Source organism: Faecalimicrobium dakarense, assembly GCF_000499525.1.
Classification (GTDB): domain Bacteria; phylum Bacillota; class Clostridia; order Peptostreptococcales; family Peptostreptococcaceae; genus Faecalimicrobium; species Faecalimicrobium dakarense.
This window is the reverse complement of the sequence record NZ_HG529252.1, coordinates 13,947-30,636: the sequence shown is the minus strand read 5'-3', so window position 1 is coordinate 30,636 and position 16,690 is coordinate 13,947. Positions and strand designations below refer to the sequence as shown.

The following is a 16,690-nucleotide window of genomic DNA, read 5'->3' as shown; positions in this document are numbered from 1 at the left end:
ATTGCCTGGGCAACGTGTCGGCGAAACTTCTCAAATTTAGCGGTTCGATATTATATTATATTAATACATATGGCTTTTTATTAATTATTTTTCAATTTTTTATTTTTATTTAATAACTAATTCTACTGGACAATGATCTGAACCTAATATTTCATTATGAATATCAGCACTTACTAACCTGTCCTCTAACTTTTTAGATGCTACAAAGTAATCAATTCTCCATCCAGAATTATTTTTTCTTGCATTAAATCTATATGACCACCAAGAATATGCTCCTTCTTTTGATGGATTAAAGTATCTATAAGTATCTATAAATCCTTCTTTCAAAAATTCACTAAATTTATTTCTTTCTTCATCTGTAAATCCTGCATTTTTTCTATTAGTTTTAGGATTTTTTAAATCTATTTCTTCATGAGCTACATTTAAGTCTCCGCATACTATAACTGGCTTTATGCTATCTAACTTAACTAAATAATCTCTAAAATCATCTTCCCATTTCATTCTATACTCAAGTCTCTTTAATTCACTTTGTGAATTTGGAGTATAAACTGTTACAAAATGAAAATCATTAAATTCTAAAGTTATAACTCTTCCTTCAGTATCATGTTCTTCTATACCTATACCATAATATACATTTAAAGGCTTTTCTTTTGTAAATATAGCAGTTCCTGAATAACCTTTCTTTTGTGCATAATTCCAATATTGATGATATCCTTCAAGTTCTAAATCTATTTGTCCCTCCTGAAGTTTTGTTTCTTGCAGGCAAAATATATCTGCATCTACTTCTTTAAAATAATCTAAAAATCCTTTAGTTACACAAGCTCTTATCCCATTAACATTCCATGATATAAATTTCATTTATTCCTCCTTAGTTTAACTACCTTTATAAAAATTATATTACCCAATTCTTATCATAATCTATCATATAGTAATATATTTTGTAAACTTTTATAATTTAATATTTTAATTTTTATAAAGTTTATTTAGTTTTTTCATATATTAAATAAATTTTATATCAGTGATTTTTTAGTACTGTATACATTGGCTATATTACTACTTTGTAGGTGATTTTTAATTTTAATTATGTTACTATAAACTTGGATACGCATTATAATTTTAGTCTTCTATATTAATTTAATAGGGGGTATTTTTAATGAAATATTCAAAGAGAGTTAGTTCTATGCAGGCTTCTCCAATAAGAAAATTAGTTCCTTATGCACTTGATGCTAAAGCTAGAGGAATTAAAGTTTATCACTTAAATATAGGTCAACCAGATATTAAGACACCTAAAAGTTTTTTTAACGCAGTAAAAAATTTTAATAGCGAAGTTTTAGAGTATGCTGCATCACCAGGCATTCCAGAACTAATAAAAGCTTTAAAAGACTACTATGTCACATACGATATGCATTTTGAAAATGATGAAATACTTGTCACAAATGGTGGAAGTGAGGCCTTGCTTTTCACTATGATGGCTATATGCGATCCAGGAGATAATTTACTAGCCCCAGAACCTTTTTATACTAACTACAATGGCTTTAGTCAATCTATTAATGTAGATATAAAGCCTATTACTACTAATGCTGAAGATGGTTTTCATCTCCCATCTAAAGATTATATAACATCTTTAATTACCCCTCAAACTAAAGGTATATTGCTTTCCAATCCAGGAAATCCAACTGGAACAGTTTATACAAAAGAAGAAATTTATATGATAGCAAACTTAGCTATCACACATAATCTTTGGATAATAGCAGATGAAGTTTACAGAGAATTTGTTTATGACGGACTTGAGTATACAAGTTTTGGAAATATAGATGAAATAAAAGATAGAGTTATTATTATAGATAGTGTATCTAAAAGATATAGTGCCTGTGGAGCTAGAATAGGATCTATAAGTTGTAAAAACAAAGGACTTGTTGCTGAAATACTTAAGCTATGTCAAGGAAGACTTTGCGTTGCTACATTAGAACAAATCGGTTCTGTCCAGCTTTATAAAACCCCTACGTCTTATTTTGAAGAAGTTAATAAAGAGTATGAAAATAGAAGAAATATGCTATATAATGAGCTAATGAAAGTTGATGGAGTTGTATGCGAGAAACCCACTGGTGCATTTTATATACTAGCCAAATTGCCGGTTGAAAATTCAGAAGATTTCGTCATTTGGATGCTCAAAGATTTTAATAAAAACGGTGAAACAGTTATGGCATGCCCGGCTGAAGGTTTTTATGCAACACCTGGTCTTGGTCGTAATGAAATAAGGATTGCTTATATACTTAACGAAAATGATTTATTTAAAGCTGCAACATTACTTAAAGAGGGCCTTGAAGAATATATAAAGTTATTCAATAATAAATTATCTACTTCTGCTAATTAAGTAAAAAAGCAACCTAAATAGGTTGCTTTTTACTTAATTCCATTTTTAGTTAAAATGTCTTGTAAGGTATTTATAGCATTTATATATCTATTTCTATCATCCTCACTAAATCTAGAAAACTTTTCCTCTAGCTTAACACTTAATTTCTCCATAAAGTCTAAGGCAATTTCATTTCCTTTTTCTGTTGTATTTATTAAGTATTTTCTTCTATCTGATAAATCTTTTTCTCTAATTACAAATCCTTTTTGAGCTAAATCATCTACCATACTAGTTAAACTTCCCTTTTCTATGTTTAACTTTGAACATAGATCAGTCATACTTATAGATCCATTGTTTTTTATAAATAGTAAAGCTCTTAACTGAGTTTTATTTACATTATACGTACTTGCATATTGTTTTAGGTACTCCAGATAAAGGCTTGAATATATTTTTGGAAATGTTTTAGATAAAAAGCTTATTGTGTCTGATATTATATAATTCATTTTACCCCTCCAGATATTATAATTTATCATATTTTTAGATATTCCATTATAGTTTACATTAAAATATTTATTAATACAATACCTTTTTATAATAAAATAATTCAATTTATTACTATCTTTAAAATTTAAATAAAAATAAAGCATATTATTTTAGTTTATATTTAACTAAAATAATATGCTTTAACTTATTATGTTACTTTCTATTTAAATGTCTACTTTCATACATAGAGTATAATATTAATGCAACTATTGAAAATACAACTGGTCCTGCTACCATAAATATAGTGTCTAGAGTTCTACCACCTAATGCTGGTTCTACTACACTAAATATATTAGCAAATCCAACTACAATAGTAACTATCACAGATACTAATACAGCTGACCCATAAGTTTTATAAACTACAAATGGTTTTTCAACTTTTCCTTCTAATTGCTTTTTCTTAAATGCAGGAAAAGCACCTGATAAGAATATATATGGTACAGTCATTGCAACATTAGTCATAAGGGCTAATAAATTAAAGAACGCTTTACCATTTGAACCACCAAATGAAACTATTAATATTATTGCTATTGCTATAATAGCTTGAACTTTCATAGCATTTATAGGCATACCATCTTTTATTTCACTAAATCTTCCTGGCCAAATTTCTTTTGGCGAACCTTCTATTAATGTTTTAAGTGGTGAGTATGTTAATGTGAAAAATGCTCCTGTTAATGCTAAGAACATTGAAAGACCTACAAATCTAGCTATCCACATTCCAAGTGTTATGGCAGATGCATCAGCCATTCCAAATGCTCTTCCTAATTCGAATCCTAAGTTTCTCATAAGCACATAGGCAACATTTGCCATATTAACATTTGGGGAGTTTAATATAGCTGACCAATTAGTAAACATACCACAAGCAAAAATACCAAGTGCATAACCTACTGCTATTATTATAGCTGATATTGTAAGACCTTTAGGAAAAGTCGTTTCGGCATTTTCAGTTTGGTCCACTAACCCTCCTAGCACTTCTAATCCTCCAAAGGCAAATATTGCAAATGTTGAGAATGATAGCATAGTTATTGGTGTTTGGTATGATGGATTAGGAGATACTGTAAAGTCTCTAGCTATATCTTTTATAGGTTGTGCAAATTCAAATCTATTTAAAGCTAATACTAAAAATCCTCCAAATAATAATACTACATTTAATAAAGCTACCGCTGTACCACCAATAGATGTTACTTTTGTTATTTTTTCGATTCCTTTAGTAGATACAAATGTCACTAATAATATCCATAAACATCCTAGTACTCCTAAAATTTGAGTAGCATTTAGTCCTAAAAACGCTAATTCACCTGTTCTATCACTTCCAAATATTGCATTTGATAATGGCACCCATATAGTTGATGATACATTTACCATCCAAATTATATAAGATGCATACCACATGAATGTTCCTATAAATGCATATTTAGCACCTACAGATTTTTCCATCCAAGAATATATACCTCCAGTCTCCTTCTTATATGCAGCTCCATATTCTGCCATCATAAAAGCATATGGTATAAAAAATAATACTGCGCTAAGTACATACCATGGTATTGCCGCATATCCCATTAAATAAAATGCTCTTGGCATATTTGCAAATCCAAATACTGATGTAAATATCATCAGTATTAATGATACAAGAGTTAATTTTTTGGATGTGTTAGTGTTTCCTGCCATTATGATTCCTCCTTAGTTTGATATAACATTACTTTTTGCAAGAAGTACCGTTTTAATTCATTTATACAATATTTTTATTTTCTACACTTTATACATATTTTTATAAAATCAAAATATTTACTTAGATTTCAAATTAGAATTTAATCCTCCTGTATTTTTTAGTTAATAAATTTCATTAGCTTTTTAATTGTTATATTCCATATTATTTATAAAAAAATAAACTCATTTCGATCTAAGATTTGATTTATCTTATCGATATGAGTTTATTTTTATCTATTTATATAAAATTTTATACATGTAAGTCTATTTTTAATCCTATCTCTTCTTTATAAGGCTCTATCGCAGGTTCTAATGTCTCATTTACAAATTCTACAACTTGTTCTGGTGCTCTTCCCACAAAGTTTTTAGGGTCCATTATAGATAACATTTCTTCTTTGCTCATTTTAAATGATTCATCATTCATTATAAGCTCCATTAAATTATTATCTAGACCTTCGTGCTTAACTCTGTAAGCTGCTTTCATAGAGTATTCTCTTATTATCTCATGAAGTTCTTGTCTGTCTCCGCCTCTTTTCACAGCTTCCATTAAAATAGTTTCTGTTGCCATAAATGGAAGTTCTTCATTTATATGCTTATTTATCATACTTTCATAAACTACTAATCCATCAGTTACGTTCATTCCTATTTCAATTATAGCATCTGCTGCCATGAATGCTTGAGGTATAGATAATCTTTTATTTGCTGAATCGTCTAAACTTCTTTCTAGCCATTGAGTAGCTTGTACTAATGCAGGACTCATTGTTTCTGCTATTATAAACTTAGAAAGTGATGCTATTCTTTCACTTCTCATTGGATTTCTTTTGTAAGCCATAGCAGATGAACCTATTTGATTTTTTTCAAATGGCTCTTCTAATTCTTTTAAACTTTGTAAAAGTCTTATATCATTAGTCATTTTGTGCATACTTTGAGCTATTCCTGATAATACACTTATTACTTGATAATCTAATTTTCTTGTATAAGTTTGCCCACTTACAGCGTATGAAGATTTATATCCCATTTTTTCACAAACTAATCTATCAAGTTCTTTTATTTTATCTGTATTACCTTCAAATAAGCTAACAAAGCTTGCTTGAGTACCAGTAGTACCCTTAACACCTCTTAGTTTCATATTTTCTATTCTATAGTTTAGATCTTCTAAATCTATTATTAAATCTTGAGCCCATAAAGTTGCTCTTTTACCTACTGTTGTAAGTTGAGCTGCCTGAAAGTGAGTAAATCCAAGTGTTGGCATATCTTTATATTTTAAAGCGAACTCTTTTAAGTTGTTTATTAGGTTTACAAGCTTAACTCTTATAAGCTTTAATGCTTCATTCATTTGTATAACATCTGTATTATCTCCAACATATGCTGAAGTAGCACCTAAATGTATTATACCTTTAGCATTTTCACATTGCATACCATATGCCTTTACATGACTCATAACATCATGTCTAACTTCTTTTTCTATTTTTCTAGCTTCATCAAAATTTATATTTTCTATATTAGCTTTTAACTCAGCTATTTGTTCATCAGTTATATTTATTCCTAGTTCTTTTTCTCCTTCTGCAAGTGCAACCCATAATTTTCTCCAAGTAGAAAATTTAAATTGTGGTGAGAATATGTAGCTCATATCTTTACTACAGTATCTGTCTGTTAGAGGATTCGTATATGTGTTATATTTGTTATCTATCATAATTTGCACCTTCCTTGAGTCTTTTTATAACCTAATTATACAAAATATACCGAACTATAACAAGTTTTTTTTTATTTATGTTCATATTCACTTTTCGTTTATCTTTAGATTCTCATTATTAGCTAAGTAGTCTACACTTTCACTATCAACAAAGTTTAAAACATACTTATATCTTATTGCATAATATTTATCGCTCCATCCTAGTTGATTTTTTATGTCCTCTTCCTCTGCTCCTAATCTTAATGCTATCGCTGCAAATGAGTGTCTAAAATCTTTTGCTGAGTACTGAGAAAGCCCTGCTAAACTTAATGCTTTACTTACTATTAACCTTACATTTCTATCTGTTATAGAATTACTCTTTTGTGTAGTAAATACAAAATCTTCACTTGGAGTTATAATTTCTTCTAATCCTGAGTAGTCCCTATAATCTTCTATTAATTTAAAGCAATATGGATGAAGTTTAACTATTCTTTCTTTTCTGCCTTTTCCTAATTTAGTGTAATAGTTATCCTTCTCATCAACCATTATATCTTTCCATTTTAAGTTGACAAGCTCATTTAATAAGCATCCAGTAGTTATTAAGAATACTATTATTACTCTATCTCTAATATTTAATTTGTGCAAAACGTCTATAAGCTTATTTATTTCTTGTATGCTAAGTACATCATCTTTAGTTTTTATTCTTGTTACTGCTGGTTTTTCCACATATCTAAAAGGATTTATTTCTATATATTCTTCTTTCATTAAAAAATTATAGAAACTATGTAAATAGCTATAAATCTTTTCACAAGTTGATTTTGCATATTTTTCTTTTATATAGTCTATAAACTTTTTACAATCATGTTTTGTTACATAGACTAATTCTTTATTTTCTAGAAATTCTTTAAATAAAGTTATTTTAGATAAGTAGTCATGCTTTGTTGTTGGGCTTAGCTTTCTTGAAAAACTTTTAAAAACTTCGTACTCATAATCATCTAATCCCTTTGTAGTATACATACTTTTTCCTTTCTTATTCTTTATAATTTATTTAGTATTTAATCTTATGTATTGAATATATCTTATAATATTGATATACTTTTATAGTTAACGTATTTTCGTTACTTAGATTTTAAATTGGAGGTAATTAATATGCTTGATATTTTAAAAGCTATTATTTTGGGTGTAGTTCAAGGAATTACTGAATGGTTACCTGTAAGTAGTACTGGACATATGATACTAGTTGATGAATTTCTAAAACTAAATATGCGTCCTGAATTTATAAGTACCTTTTTAGTAGTAATTCAGTTTGGTTCAATCCTTGCTGTTCTTACAATATTCTTTAAAAAATTAAATCCATTTGATAGCTCGAAGAGCAGAATTCAACAACGTGAAACTATAGATTTATGGATTAAAGTTATAATTGCAGTTATACCATCTGGTATAATTGGTATATTATATGAAGATAAAATAGATGAGTTATTCTTTAATTCAACTACTGTAGCTATAGCACTTATAGTTTACGGAATAATAATGATAGTTCTTGAAAGCAGAAATAAAAACCTAAAGTTAATGATTTTTCACAACTTACATATAAGTTAGCTATTGGTATTGGATTATTCCAATGTTTAGCTTTAATACCTGGTACATCTAGATCTGGTTCTACTATAATAGGTGCTACGCTTTTAGGTGCATCTAGATATGTAGCTGCAGAATTCTCATTCTTCTTAGCTATACCAACTATGCTTGGTGCTAGTGGTTTAAAACTTTTAAAAACAGGTTTTTCATTTACTGGATTTGAGTGGCTTGTACTAGCAGTAGGATCTATAGTGGCATTTGTTGTTTCAGTATTTGCTATAAAGTTTTTAATGGATTATATTAAAAAGCATGATTTTAAAGCATTTGGTTACTATAGAATAGTTCTAGGAATAATAGTACTTACTTATTTCTGGTTCTTTTAGTATTAAATAAAAAGAAGCACAAATGTGCTTCTTTTTATTTTGACTCTATAAGAAGCTTTATTATATCACTAGAGTTTTCATTAAAAGTAGTAATTATACTTAAATAATCACAGGCTCTATTTATAGCTAAATATACTTTATTTAAATCTCCTACGAAGTCATTTATTTGATAATCTTGTTCTTTATCATTTATTGTATGGTTATATAGCATTTCTAACTGACAAACTATTATAGCCTTATATTCTAAATTTCTAATTGTATAAATATTAGACATTGTAACGCCAAGTTTTTTACTTATGTTAGTTAAATTATCTTCTGCGTATATATAAGGTATCTCCGCTTCTTCTAGAGCTTTTTTAAGCATATATTGGAAGTATATAGTTTTACCATTTTTAAGTTTTTTCTTATTATACGGATATATAATTCCTATTTCAGAATAGTCTAATCCTTTTTTACTTACTAGATATTCAATTTCCCATAAAACAGAGCTAATTTGTTCATCCAAATCACTAACCTTTATAATATCTACAGCTTTATTCCCACTTTTAATTGCTTTAGTCTCATAAAATTCATTATGGTTTATGTTATTTCTTAAATATTTTATATATTCATTGGCATTTTTAGCATAATTATTACCAAACTCAACAAGTTCCTTAGACTGCCTGTAGTTTTTATCTAAGAATATTTTCTCTTCAAATTCTATATCATCATATACACCTTTAAATATATTTAAATTAGTAGATATATTTATTGAGTCACATGAAAACATATTAAATATAAACTTACTCTTATATAAAAATTCTCTAATAAACTCTATATTTGATTTTGAAAAACTTTCCGCCTCATCTATAAATATTCCTTTAAACATATGCTTATTTTTTATAATATTTTTGGCTTGTTTTAATAAATTATTAAAAGTTTTTTCAAAATCTTTTTTCAGCATATTATAGTCTACAATTAGGTTATACTTTTTAGCTAATTTAAAAACAAAAGAGCTAAATGTATATATTTCTAAGTTGTTATTTCCCTTATATAATAATTGTGATTTTTCCCTTAATTCATTACATGCTTGCTTTGAATCCGTTAATATTAAAAATTTATGATGTGGATATACTCTAGCTAACTTCATAGCTCTAGAAATCATAATAGTACTCTTACCTGTCCCAGAACCACCTGTAAATAATGTATTACCATACTTTATAGATATTACATCTTTCATTTGGCTATCTTCTATCATATTAGCACTATATTTATAATCATCATTATAAAATGAAATTTTTTTAAACTTTTTATTTAAATTATCCTTATCATTTACAACATAATATTCTGGGCATATTTCTAATATAAATAAATTTAAATCTATTTCATTATTGCTTTCCTTTAAGTAATCATTTATAAGGTCTCTATTGTCCATAATATTTTGAAGTTTAGTCTTATCTATTATATGATTATTAACAAATTCATTATTTTTATAATCGTCATCTAATTCTACATATGGCATAATGAAAATATAATTATAGAATATATTTTTATTATTTTGTGCCATTTTAAGTTTTAGTAAATCATTTTCTTCATTCATTACTTCAACTAACTCTTCTTCTAATATGAAAAATAAATCTTCTGTTGTATCCATAAATTTTATAAATAAAATCTTATTATCTTTTATATACAACATATCTGTATTTATTCCTTTAAAAGGAGTAACTTTTGGCACAATATTAATATCTTGGTTCATCTTTTCATAAAAGCTTTTTTCTATTTCTTTTATCTTTAAAGCATCTAGCTGAGAGTTAATATTTATGTACTGATTCACCTTACATTCCCCCTTATTTTATAATAATTATACCATTTTAACTTATACTTTGCTATATTGGGTTATTTTTAAATGTAAAATTTTACATATTTATATTAAAATTTGATTTTAAACACGTATAATAAATTTTTAAACAAAATAAGGAGAGTATATTCTACCCCCCCTATAAATTACATTTTATAATTCTTTTCTATCCATAAATTCATTTTTCTTCTTACATCATTTTCTTTTACTTCATAAAATGTAGCATCATTTGTAGTGTACGTTTGTACTAAATTTTCTACATCTGTAGGATAATCTATAAATGCCCCATTTTTATTCTCAAATCCAACACTCATTATATCATACTTATCATCTTTTTCAGTAAGTACTACTCCATATTCTATATCTTCATTTTTATCACAATTTGTTATTTTTACATATTGATTTTTAGCTAATTTATTTAACATAAAATACATCCTTTCTTTGCGTTTATATTTATTATTACCAATTTGGTCATCTATAATATACTTTTTATATTTTTATTTTAAATAAATTATATAAATATTATTTTTAGATATAAAAATTCAAATTATTTATAAAAAAGAGAGGTAAATTACCTCTCTTTTATCTATTTAGCATATTCAATTGCTCTAGTTTCTCTTATTATACTTACTTTAATTTGTCCAGGATATTCAAGCTCATCCTCTATTTTTTTAGTCATTTCTCTAGCTAATAAGTGGATATCCTCATCGCTTACATTTTCAGGTTTAACCATTATTCTAACTTCTCTACCTGCTTGTATAGCAAACGATTTTTCTACTCCTTCATAAGAATTAGCTATCTCTTCTAACTTTTCTAATCTCTTAATGTAAGCTTCTAAAGTTTCACGTCTTGCACCAGGTCTAGCTGCTGATATAGCATCTGCTGCAGTAACTAAAACAGCTTCTATTGTTTGTGGTTCATAGTCACCATGGTGAGTACTCATAGCATGTATTACGTCTTTAGATTCTTTATATCTCTTTAATAAGTCCATACCTATTTCTACATGTGTACCTTCCATTTCGTGATCTACTGCTTTTCCTATATCATGAAGTAATCCTGCTCTTTTAGCTAATTTAACATCTGCCCCTATCTCTGCTGCCATTATACCAGCTATATGAGCTACTTCTATAGAATGCTTAAGAACATTTTGTCCATAACTTGTTCTATAATTAAGTCTACCTAATAATCTTACTAATTCAGGATGTATTGCATGTACTCCAGTTTCAAAAGTAGCTTGTTCCCCATATTCTTTTATTATGCTATCTACTTCTTTTCTAGCTTTTTCAACCATCTCTTCTATTCTAGCAGGATGTATTCTTCCATCAGCAATTAATTTTTCAAGAGCAACTCTTGCAACTTCTCTTCTTATAGGATCAAATCCTGATAAAATTACAGCTTCTGGTGTATCATCAATTATAAGATCTATTCCTGTTAATGTCTCTAAAGTTCTTATATTTCTACCTTCTCTACCTATGATTCTACCCTTCATTTCATCATTAGGTAAATTTACGACTGTAACAGTAGTCTCTGCAACATGATCTGCTGCACATTTTTGGATGGCATACCCTATTATTTCCCTTGATTTCTTTTCAGCATCTTCTTTAGCTTGAGCTTCTATTTCTTTTATCATTATAGACATTTCACGTCTTACTTCTCTTTCAGCATTAGTTAATATGATATCCTTTGCTTTATCTGAAGTTATCCCTGATATACTCTCTAGCTTTTCTAATTGTTGAGTCTTTATAACCTCAACTTCCTCTGTCTTTTTCTCTACATTTTTTAGTTTATCATTTAAACTAGTTTCTTTAGATTCTAAGTTTTGTAACTTTTTATCTAATACTTCTTCTTTTTGAATTACTCTTTTTTCATACTTTTGTAAATCAATTCTTCTCTCTTTGTTTTCTCTTTCAGCTTCGCTTCTCCACTTATGGATCTCTTCTTTTGCTTCTAGTAGCTTTTCTTTTTGCACTGTCTCTGAATCTCTAGCTGCCTTTTCTAATATTTCTTTAGCTAGGTTTTCAGCTTGACCTATTTTTGATTCGGAAATATTTTTTCTTACAAAATATCCTACTATAATACCAACGGCTGCACCTATTAAAATCATTACGAACTGCACTATGACATCCACCTCCTTTGTTAATAATCCCAAAATGTCATCTCTAAAACTTTCAAAATCATTTTTATAATCACAAGTAAAACTATATATATGTAAAGTACCCTAAATACACATAATCTGTCTTGTAATCTAAGCAAATTACTCTTACTTTAATTTTTCTAAAAATAGTTTGCTATAAAATCAAAATTAGATAATTTATCCTTCTTTAATTTTATAATTTTTTCTAACTCATGTCAAGTTAATAGGAGGTGTGTATATTTTTTTATTATTCTAATGTATCTTCTTCTTCCTGTGCATTTTCTCTAGTTTCATCTAATTTATAATATTTTCTTACTTTTATATCTATTTCTTCTATTAAATCTGGATTATCAATTAAGAATTTTTTAACATTTTCTCTACCTTGTCCAAGTTTAATTTCCTCATAAGCATACCATGCTCCTGATTTTTTAACTATATCTACTCCAGCAGCTATATCAAGTAAATCTCCAACTTTAGATATACCTTCTCCATACATTATGTCAAATTCTGCTTGTTTAAATGGTGGAGCTACTTTGTTTTTAACAACTTTTACTCTTGTTCTATTTCCTATTACCTTATCTCCCTGCTTTATAGAATCTATTCTTCTAACATCAAGTCTTACAGATGAATAGAACTTAAGAGCACGTCCACCTGTTGTAGTCTCTGGATTTCCAAACATTATACCAACTTTTTCTCTTAACTGGTTTATAAATAGTGCTACACAGTTAGATTTTTTTATAGAACCTGTTAATTTTCTTAATGCTTGAGACATAAGTCTTGCTTGAAGACCAACATGGCTATCTCCCATATCTCCTTCTATCTCGGCTCTTGGAACTAATGCTGCAACTGAGTCAACTACTATTATATCTATTGCACCACTTCTTATTAATGCTTCTGCTATTTCTAATGCTTGTTCCCCTGTGTCTGGTTGAGATATTATTAAGTTATCTATATCTACACCTAAAGCTTTTGCATAAACTGGATCTAGTGCATGTTCTGCATCTATAAATGCTGCTATTCCACCTTGTTTTTGTGCTTCTGCTACAGTATGAAGTGCAACTGTTGTTTTACCTGAAGATTCTGGTCCGTATACTTCTATTATTCTTCCCTTTGGAAGACCTCCTATACCAACTGCTATATCAAGACCTATAGACCCTGTAGGTATAACGTCTATCGCCATTGAAGTAGCTTCTCCTAGCTTCATTACTGAACCCTTACCGAATTCTTTTTCTATTTGTCCTAACGCTTGATTAAGCGCTTTTAATTTATCTTGTTCTATACTCATTTTAATACCATCCTTTCATCTATATACATCAAACATTTGTTCTCTAAACTATATATTGATTATATCCTATAAATCTTATATAGTCAATTCTTAAAATATTTTAACTTGTTCTTTATTTATCCATTTTAAAAATATTTTTGATGATGAATTCTAAATAAGTTTTCAGTAAAATTTTACCACACCCATTTTATTTATAAACCTTTATTTATATTTTTATACAAAATTTATATTTATATTTAAAAAGCTGTAAAAGATAATTAGAATTATCTTTTACAGCTTTTATTATTATTTACTATCCATAAATAAATGTTTATTTTTGTATAAATATTCCCATCCAGAATATAACGTAAGTAATGTAGCAATAAGTATAGTTATATCACCTATTGTTATTAAAAGTGAGTTATTAAAGTTAGCCCCTAATAATAATAATGGGATTGCTATCATTTGGCTTATTGTTTTTAGTTTTCCACCACTACTTGCTGCTATAACTTTTCCATCAGCTGCTGCAATTGCTCTTAATATACTTACAGTAAGTTCTCTAGCTACGATTATTATAACCATCCACCCAGCAACTAAGTCTACTTCTATCATACAAATAAGTGCTGATATAACTAAAAGTTTATCTGCTAATGGGTCCATAAATTTTCCAAAGTCAGTTACTAAATTATGTTTTCTAGCGATGTTTCCATCCATTGCATCTGTTATAGCTGCAATTATGAAAACTATACATGCTATCAAAAGTTTGTTCGGTATGTCAAATAACATTACCAGTATGAATACTGGTATTAAAAATATCCTAAATAAAGTTAATTTATTAGGCAAGTTCATTAATAACATCTCCCATTAAATCATATTCTAGCGCATTATTTATTTTTACAGTTACAAAATCTCCTGTTTCAAGTTGATTTTCAGATTTTACATATACTATACTATCTATTTCTTCTGCATCTCCTTGAGTTCTTCCTATATAAACTTTGTCTTCTATTTGTTCTTCAATTAATACTTCATATACATTTGAAACCTTAGCTGCATTAAGTTCTTGCGATATACCTTGTTGAACTAACATTAAGGCATCTCTTCTTTCAATCTTAACTTCTTCTTCTAAGTGATTAGGTAGTTTATCTGCTGGTGTATCTTCTTCTCTTGAATATGCAAATGCACCTAATCTATCAAATTTAGCTATTTTTGCAAACTCTACTAATTCTTCAAAATCTTCTTCAGTTTCACCAGGGAATCCTACTATTATTGTAGTTCTTAAAGTAGCATCTGGTATATATTTTCTTATCATTTCTATCTTTGATAATATATCTTCTTTAGTTGTATGTCTATTCATTAGTTTTAGTATTCTATTACTTGCATGTTGTATTGGCATATCAAAATAGTTACAAATATTATCATACTTTTTAATAACTTTAACTAATTCTTCAGTTATAGATTCAGGATATGAATACATTATTCTTATCCACTTTAATCCTTCGATTTGTGCAAGTTCTTCTAAAAGTTCTGGTAGCATTTCCTTACCGTATAAGTCACAACCATACTTTGTTGTATCTTGTGCTATAACTACAACTTCTTTAACTCCTCTAGCTGCTAATCCTTTTGCTTCAGTTATTATATCTTCCATCTTTCTACTTCTGTATTTACCTCTTAATTTAGGTATTATACAGTAAGTACATTTATTGTCACAACCTTCACCTATTTTTAAGTATGCCATGTGAGCAGGAGTTGATATATATCTTGGTAACTCTTCATTATATGCAAATTCTATATCATTTAAGCTTACTATATGCTTTTCTTCTTTTAATGATGCTATTATTTCGTCTATATTTTGATAACTTCCCGTTCCAACTATTGCATCTATTTCAGGAATTTCTGCTTTTAATTCTTCAGAGTACCTTTGTGCTAAACATCCTGTTACTATAAGTATTTTTAAGTTTGCAGTTTCTTTAAGCTCAGAAAGTTCAAGTATAGTATCGATTGATTCTTGCTTCGCTGACTCTATAAATCCACAAGTGTTTACTAGTATTATATCAGCTTCTTCAAAGTCGCCAACTAATTTATATCCTTTTTTATTAAGTATACCCATCATTATTTCTGCATCCACTAGGTTTTTAGAACATCCTAGTGATTCTAGTGCTATTTTTAACATTATATCTCTCCTTTTGTTGCTGCTTTATGAAATGTCATTGCTTCTTCTAAAGCTTTTTCCATATTATCAAAATTTATAAATTTATTATAAGTATACTTATTAACTGAATGTAAATATAGCGGATCATAATATTCTACTAAATAGCTTTCTACAAGATCTTCATATTTTCCTTCATATAATAAATTTATATACTCATCTACTTTATTATTACCAAGTCTTTTTCTAAACTTAGATATACAAGTCTTTAGTACTTCTATATTTTCACTATCTTTATCATATATATAATCTCTACATAATCTTTTAACTCTATTTTCTAAACTACATTCTAAAAGTAAATGGTATCCATCTCTAACTATAGCATCATAAATTTCATTAGGTATTAATACATGACCTACTCTTTTACTTTCGCTTTCTATAAATATATAATCAGTAGTTGAGAAAAATAACTTTTCAAAGATTTTAGTTTCAAAGCTTTTTTGAGATGGTGGTTTTTCATCAAAAGTTATAAAACCAAAAGTAGATCCACTATTTTTAGCTATTCCTTCTAAATCAATATTATCTACATTTTTTTCTTCTAACATCTTTAGTAAATCCGTTTTTCCAGCTCCAGTTAATCCATGAACTACCACAAAATTTTTAGTGTCCATTATATTTTGTAAATAGTTCAATACGTAATTTCTGTATGCTTTGTATCCACCTTCAAGTTGGTAAACATTTATTCCTAAAGATGATAACAGATTAACTATAGATCCACTTCTCATTCCACCTCTAGCACAATATACAACTATATTATCATACTCTCCTGAAAAGGCTGTTACTTGCTTGTATATATCTTTTAATTTATAAGTTACATACTCAAACCCCTTTTGGATAGCTTCATGCTTTCCTTGCATTTTATATATAGTTCCGACTTCATTGTGCTCATTATCTTTAAATAATGGCATATTAAATGCATTTAGTATATTATCTTCTTTGTGTTCTGATTCTGTTCTTACATCTATAAATATTGCATTTTTAAGTACTAATGCATCTTCTACCTTTATTGTTTTCAA

13 protein-coding genes and 1 pseudogene are annotated in these 16,690 nt (G+C 27.9%); 2 read left to right on the top strand and 12 right to left on the bottom strand.

The window, feature by feature from the left end:
• Nucleotides 1–105 precede the first annotated feature (105 nt).
• Nucleotides 106–858 (bottom strand): exodeoxyribonuclease III, encoded by a 753-nt coding sequence (locus BN899_RS03390; RefSeq protein WP_042272935.1) that lies wholly within the window; start codon nucleotides 856–858, stop codon nucleotides 106–108.
• Nucleotides 859–1,153: 295 nt separating this feature from the next.
• On the opposite strand from BN899_RS03390, the gene BN899_RS03385 reads away from it, so the two are divergent.
• A complete protein-coding gene (locus tag BN899_RS03385) occupies nucleotides 1,154–2,374 on the top strand; it encodes a pyridoxal phosphate-dependent aminotransferase (protein WP_042272933.1) in 1,221 nt (406 codons plus the stop codon).
• A gap of 29 nt (nucleotides 2,375–2,403) precedes the next feature.
• Here the strand turns inward: BN899_RS03385 and BN899_RS03380 are convergent, their stop codons facing one another.
• The 4 genes from BN899_RS03380 to BN899_RS03365 all read right to left on the bottom strand — a co-directional run bounded on the left by BN899_RS03380 (nucleotide 2,404) and on the right by BN899_RS03365 (nucleotide 7,292).
• The gene (locus BN899_RS03380; protein WP_042272931.1) at nucleotides 2,404–2,856 is read right to left on the bottom strand and encodes a MarR family winged helix-turn-helix transcriptional regulator; all 453 of its coding nucleotides are present in this window, start codon (nucleotides 2,854–2,856) and stop codon (nucleotides 2,404–2,406) included.
• Nucleotides 2,857–3,049: 193 nt separating this feature from the next.
• Nucleotides 3,050–4,564, bottom strand: coding sequence for a glutamate/gamma-aminobutyrate family transporter YjeM (yjeM, locus tag BN899_RS03375; RefSeq protein ID WP_042272929.1), 1,515 nt, complete (start codon nucleotides 4,562–4,564; stop codon nucleotides 3,050–3,052).
• A 289-nt stretch (nucleotides 4,565–4,853) separates the two neighbouring features.
• Nucleotides 4,854–6,296, bottom strand: a complete 1,443-nt coding sequence (gene purB, locus BN899_RS03370) for an adenylosuccinate lyase (protein WP_042272927.1) — start codon at nucleotides 6,294–6,296, stop codon at nucleotides 4,854–4,856.
• Between the two features lie 87 nt (nucleotides 6,297–6,383).
• Nucleotides 6,384–7,292: a tyrosine-type recombinase/integrase gene (locus BN899_RS03365; protein ID WP_042272925.1), complete on the bottom strand. Its 909-nt coding sequence runs from the start codon at nucleotides 7,290–7,292 to the stop codon at nucleotides 6,384–6,386.
• A gap of 132 nt (nucleotides 7,293–7,424) precedes the next feature.
• Here BN899_RS03365 and BN899_RS20750 point away from each other — a divergent pair.
• Nucleotides 7,425–8,233: pseudogene (locus BN899_RS20750) on the top strand (undecaprenyl-diphosphate phosphatase).
• Between the two features lie 34 nt (nucleotides 8,234–8,267).
• Here BN899_RS20750 and BN899_RS03355 read toward each other — a convergent pair.
• The 7 genes from BN899_RS03355 to mnmH all read right to left on the bottom strand — a co-directional run bounded on the left by BN899_RS03355 (nucleotide 8,268) and on the right by mnmH (nucleotide 16,690).
• A complete protein-coding gene (locus BN899_RS03355; RefSeq protein ID WP_042272923.1) occupies nucleotides 8,268–10,046 on the bottom strand; it encodes an AAA family ATPase in 1,779 nt (592 codons plus the stop codon).
• Nucleotides 10,047–10,216: 170 nt separating this feature from the next.
• Complete coding sequence (locus tag BN899_RS03350) at nucleotides 10,217–10,495, bottom strand: hypothetical protein (RefSeq protein WP_042272921.1); 279 nt, start codon at nucleotides 10,493–10,495, stop codon at nucleotides 10,217–10,219.
• 161 nt (nucleotides 10,496–10,656) lie between these two features.
• Nucleotides 10,657–12,198 (bottom strand): ribonuclease Y, encoded by a 1,542-nt coding sequence (gene rny, locus BN899_RS03345; protein WP_042272955.1) that lies wholly within the window; start codon nucleotides 12,196–12,198, stop codon nucleotides 10,657–10,659.
• Between the two features lie 253 nt (nucleotides 12,199–12,451).
• Entirely contained in the window at nucleotides 12,452–13,489 is a 1,038-nt protein-coding gene (recA, locus tag BN899_RS03340; RefSeq protein ID WP_042272920.1) for a recombinase RecA, read from the bottom strand.
• 285 nt (nucleotides 13,490–13,774) lie between these two features.
• Nucleotides 13,775–14,317, bottom strand: a complete 543-nt coding sequence (gene pgsA, locus BN899_RS03335) for a CDP-diacylglycerol--glycerol-3-phosphate 3-phosphatidyltransferase (protein ID WP_042272918.1) — start codon at nucleotides 14,315–14,317, stop codon at nucleotides 13,775–13,777.
• Complete coding sequence (rimO, locus tag BN899_RS03330; RefSeq protein WP_042272916.1) at nucleotides 14,304–15,638, bottom strand: 30S ribosomal protein S12 methylthiotransferase RimO; 1,335 nt, start codon at nucleotides 15,636–15,638, stop codon at nucleotides 14,304–14,306. The genes pgsA and rimO overlap by 14 nt, the downstream gene beginning before the upstream one ends.
• Nucleotides 15,638–16,690, bottom strand: a complete 1,053-nt coding sequence (mnmH, locus tag BN899_RS03325) for a tRNA 2-selenouridine(34) synthase MnmH (protein WP_042272914.1) — start codon at nucleotides 16,688–16,690, stop codon at nucleotides 15,638–15,640. Before mnmH ends, rimO begins: the two co-directional genes overlap by 1 nt.

What these genes read in the sequence shown, in the direction of transcription:
- BN899_RS03390 (WP_042272935.1), bottom strand. Translation starts at nt 858, where the DNA reads ATGAAATTTATATCATGGAATGTTAATGGGATAAGAGCTTGTGTAACT.
- BN899_RS03385 (WP_042272933.1), top strand. Translation starts at nt 1,154, where the DNA reads ATGAAATATTCAAAGAGAGTTAGTTCTATGCAGGCTTCTCCAATAAGA.
- BN899_RS03380 (WP_042272931.1), bottom strand. Translation starts at nt 2,856, where the DNA reads ATGAATTATATAATATCAGACACAATAAGCTTTTTATCTAAAACATTT.
- yjeM (WP_042272929.1), bottom strand. Translation starts at nt 4,564, where the DNA reads ATGGCAGGAAACACTAACACATCCAAAAAATTAACTCTTGTATCATTA.
- purB (WP_042272927.1), bottom strand. Translation starts at nt 6,296, where the DNA reads ATGATAGATAACAAATATAACACATATACGAATCCTCTAACAGACAGA.
- BN899_RS03365 (WP_042272925.1), bottom strand. Translation starts at nt 7,292, where the DNA reads ATGTATACTACAAAGGGATTAGATGATTATGAGTACGAAGTTTTTAAA.
- BN899_RS03350 (WP_042272921.1), bottom strand. Translation starts at nt 10,495, where the DNA reads ATGTTAAATAAATTAGCTAAAAATCAATATGTAAAAATAACAAATTGT.
- recA (WP_042272920.1), bottom strand. Translation starts at nt 13,489, where the DNA reads ATGAGTATAGAACAAGATAAATTAAAAGCGCTTAATCAAGCGTTAGGA.
- pgsA (WP_042272918.1), bottom strand. Translation starts at nt 14,317, where the DNA reads ATGAACTTGCCTAATAAATTAACTTTATTTAGGATATTTTTAATACCA.
- rimO (WP_042272916.1), bottom strand. Translation starts at nt 15,638, where the DNA reads ATGTTAAAAATAGCACTAGAATCACTAGGATGTTCTAAAAACCTAGTG.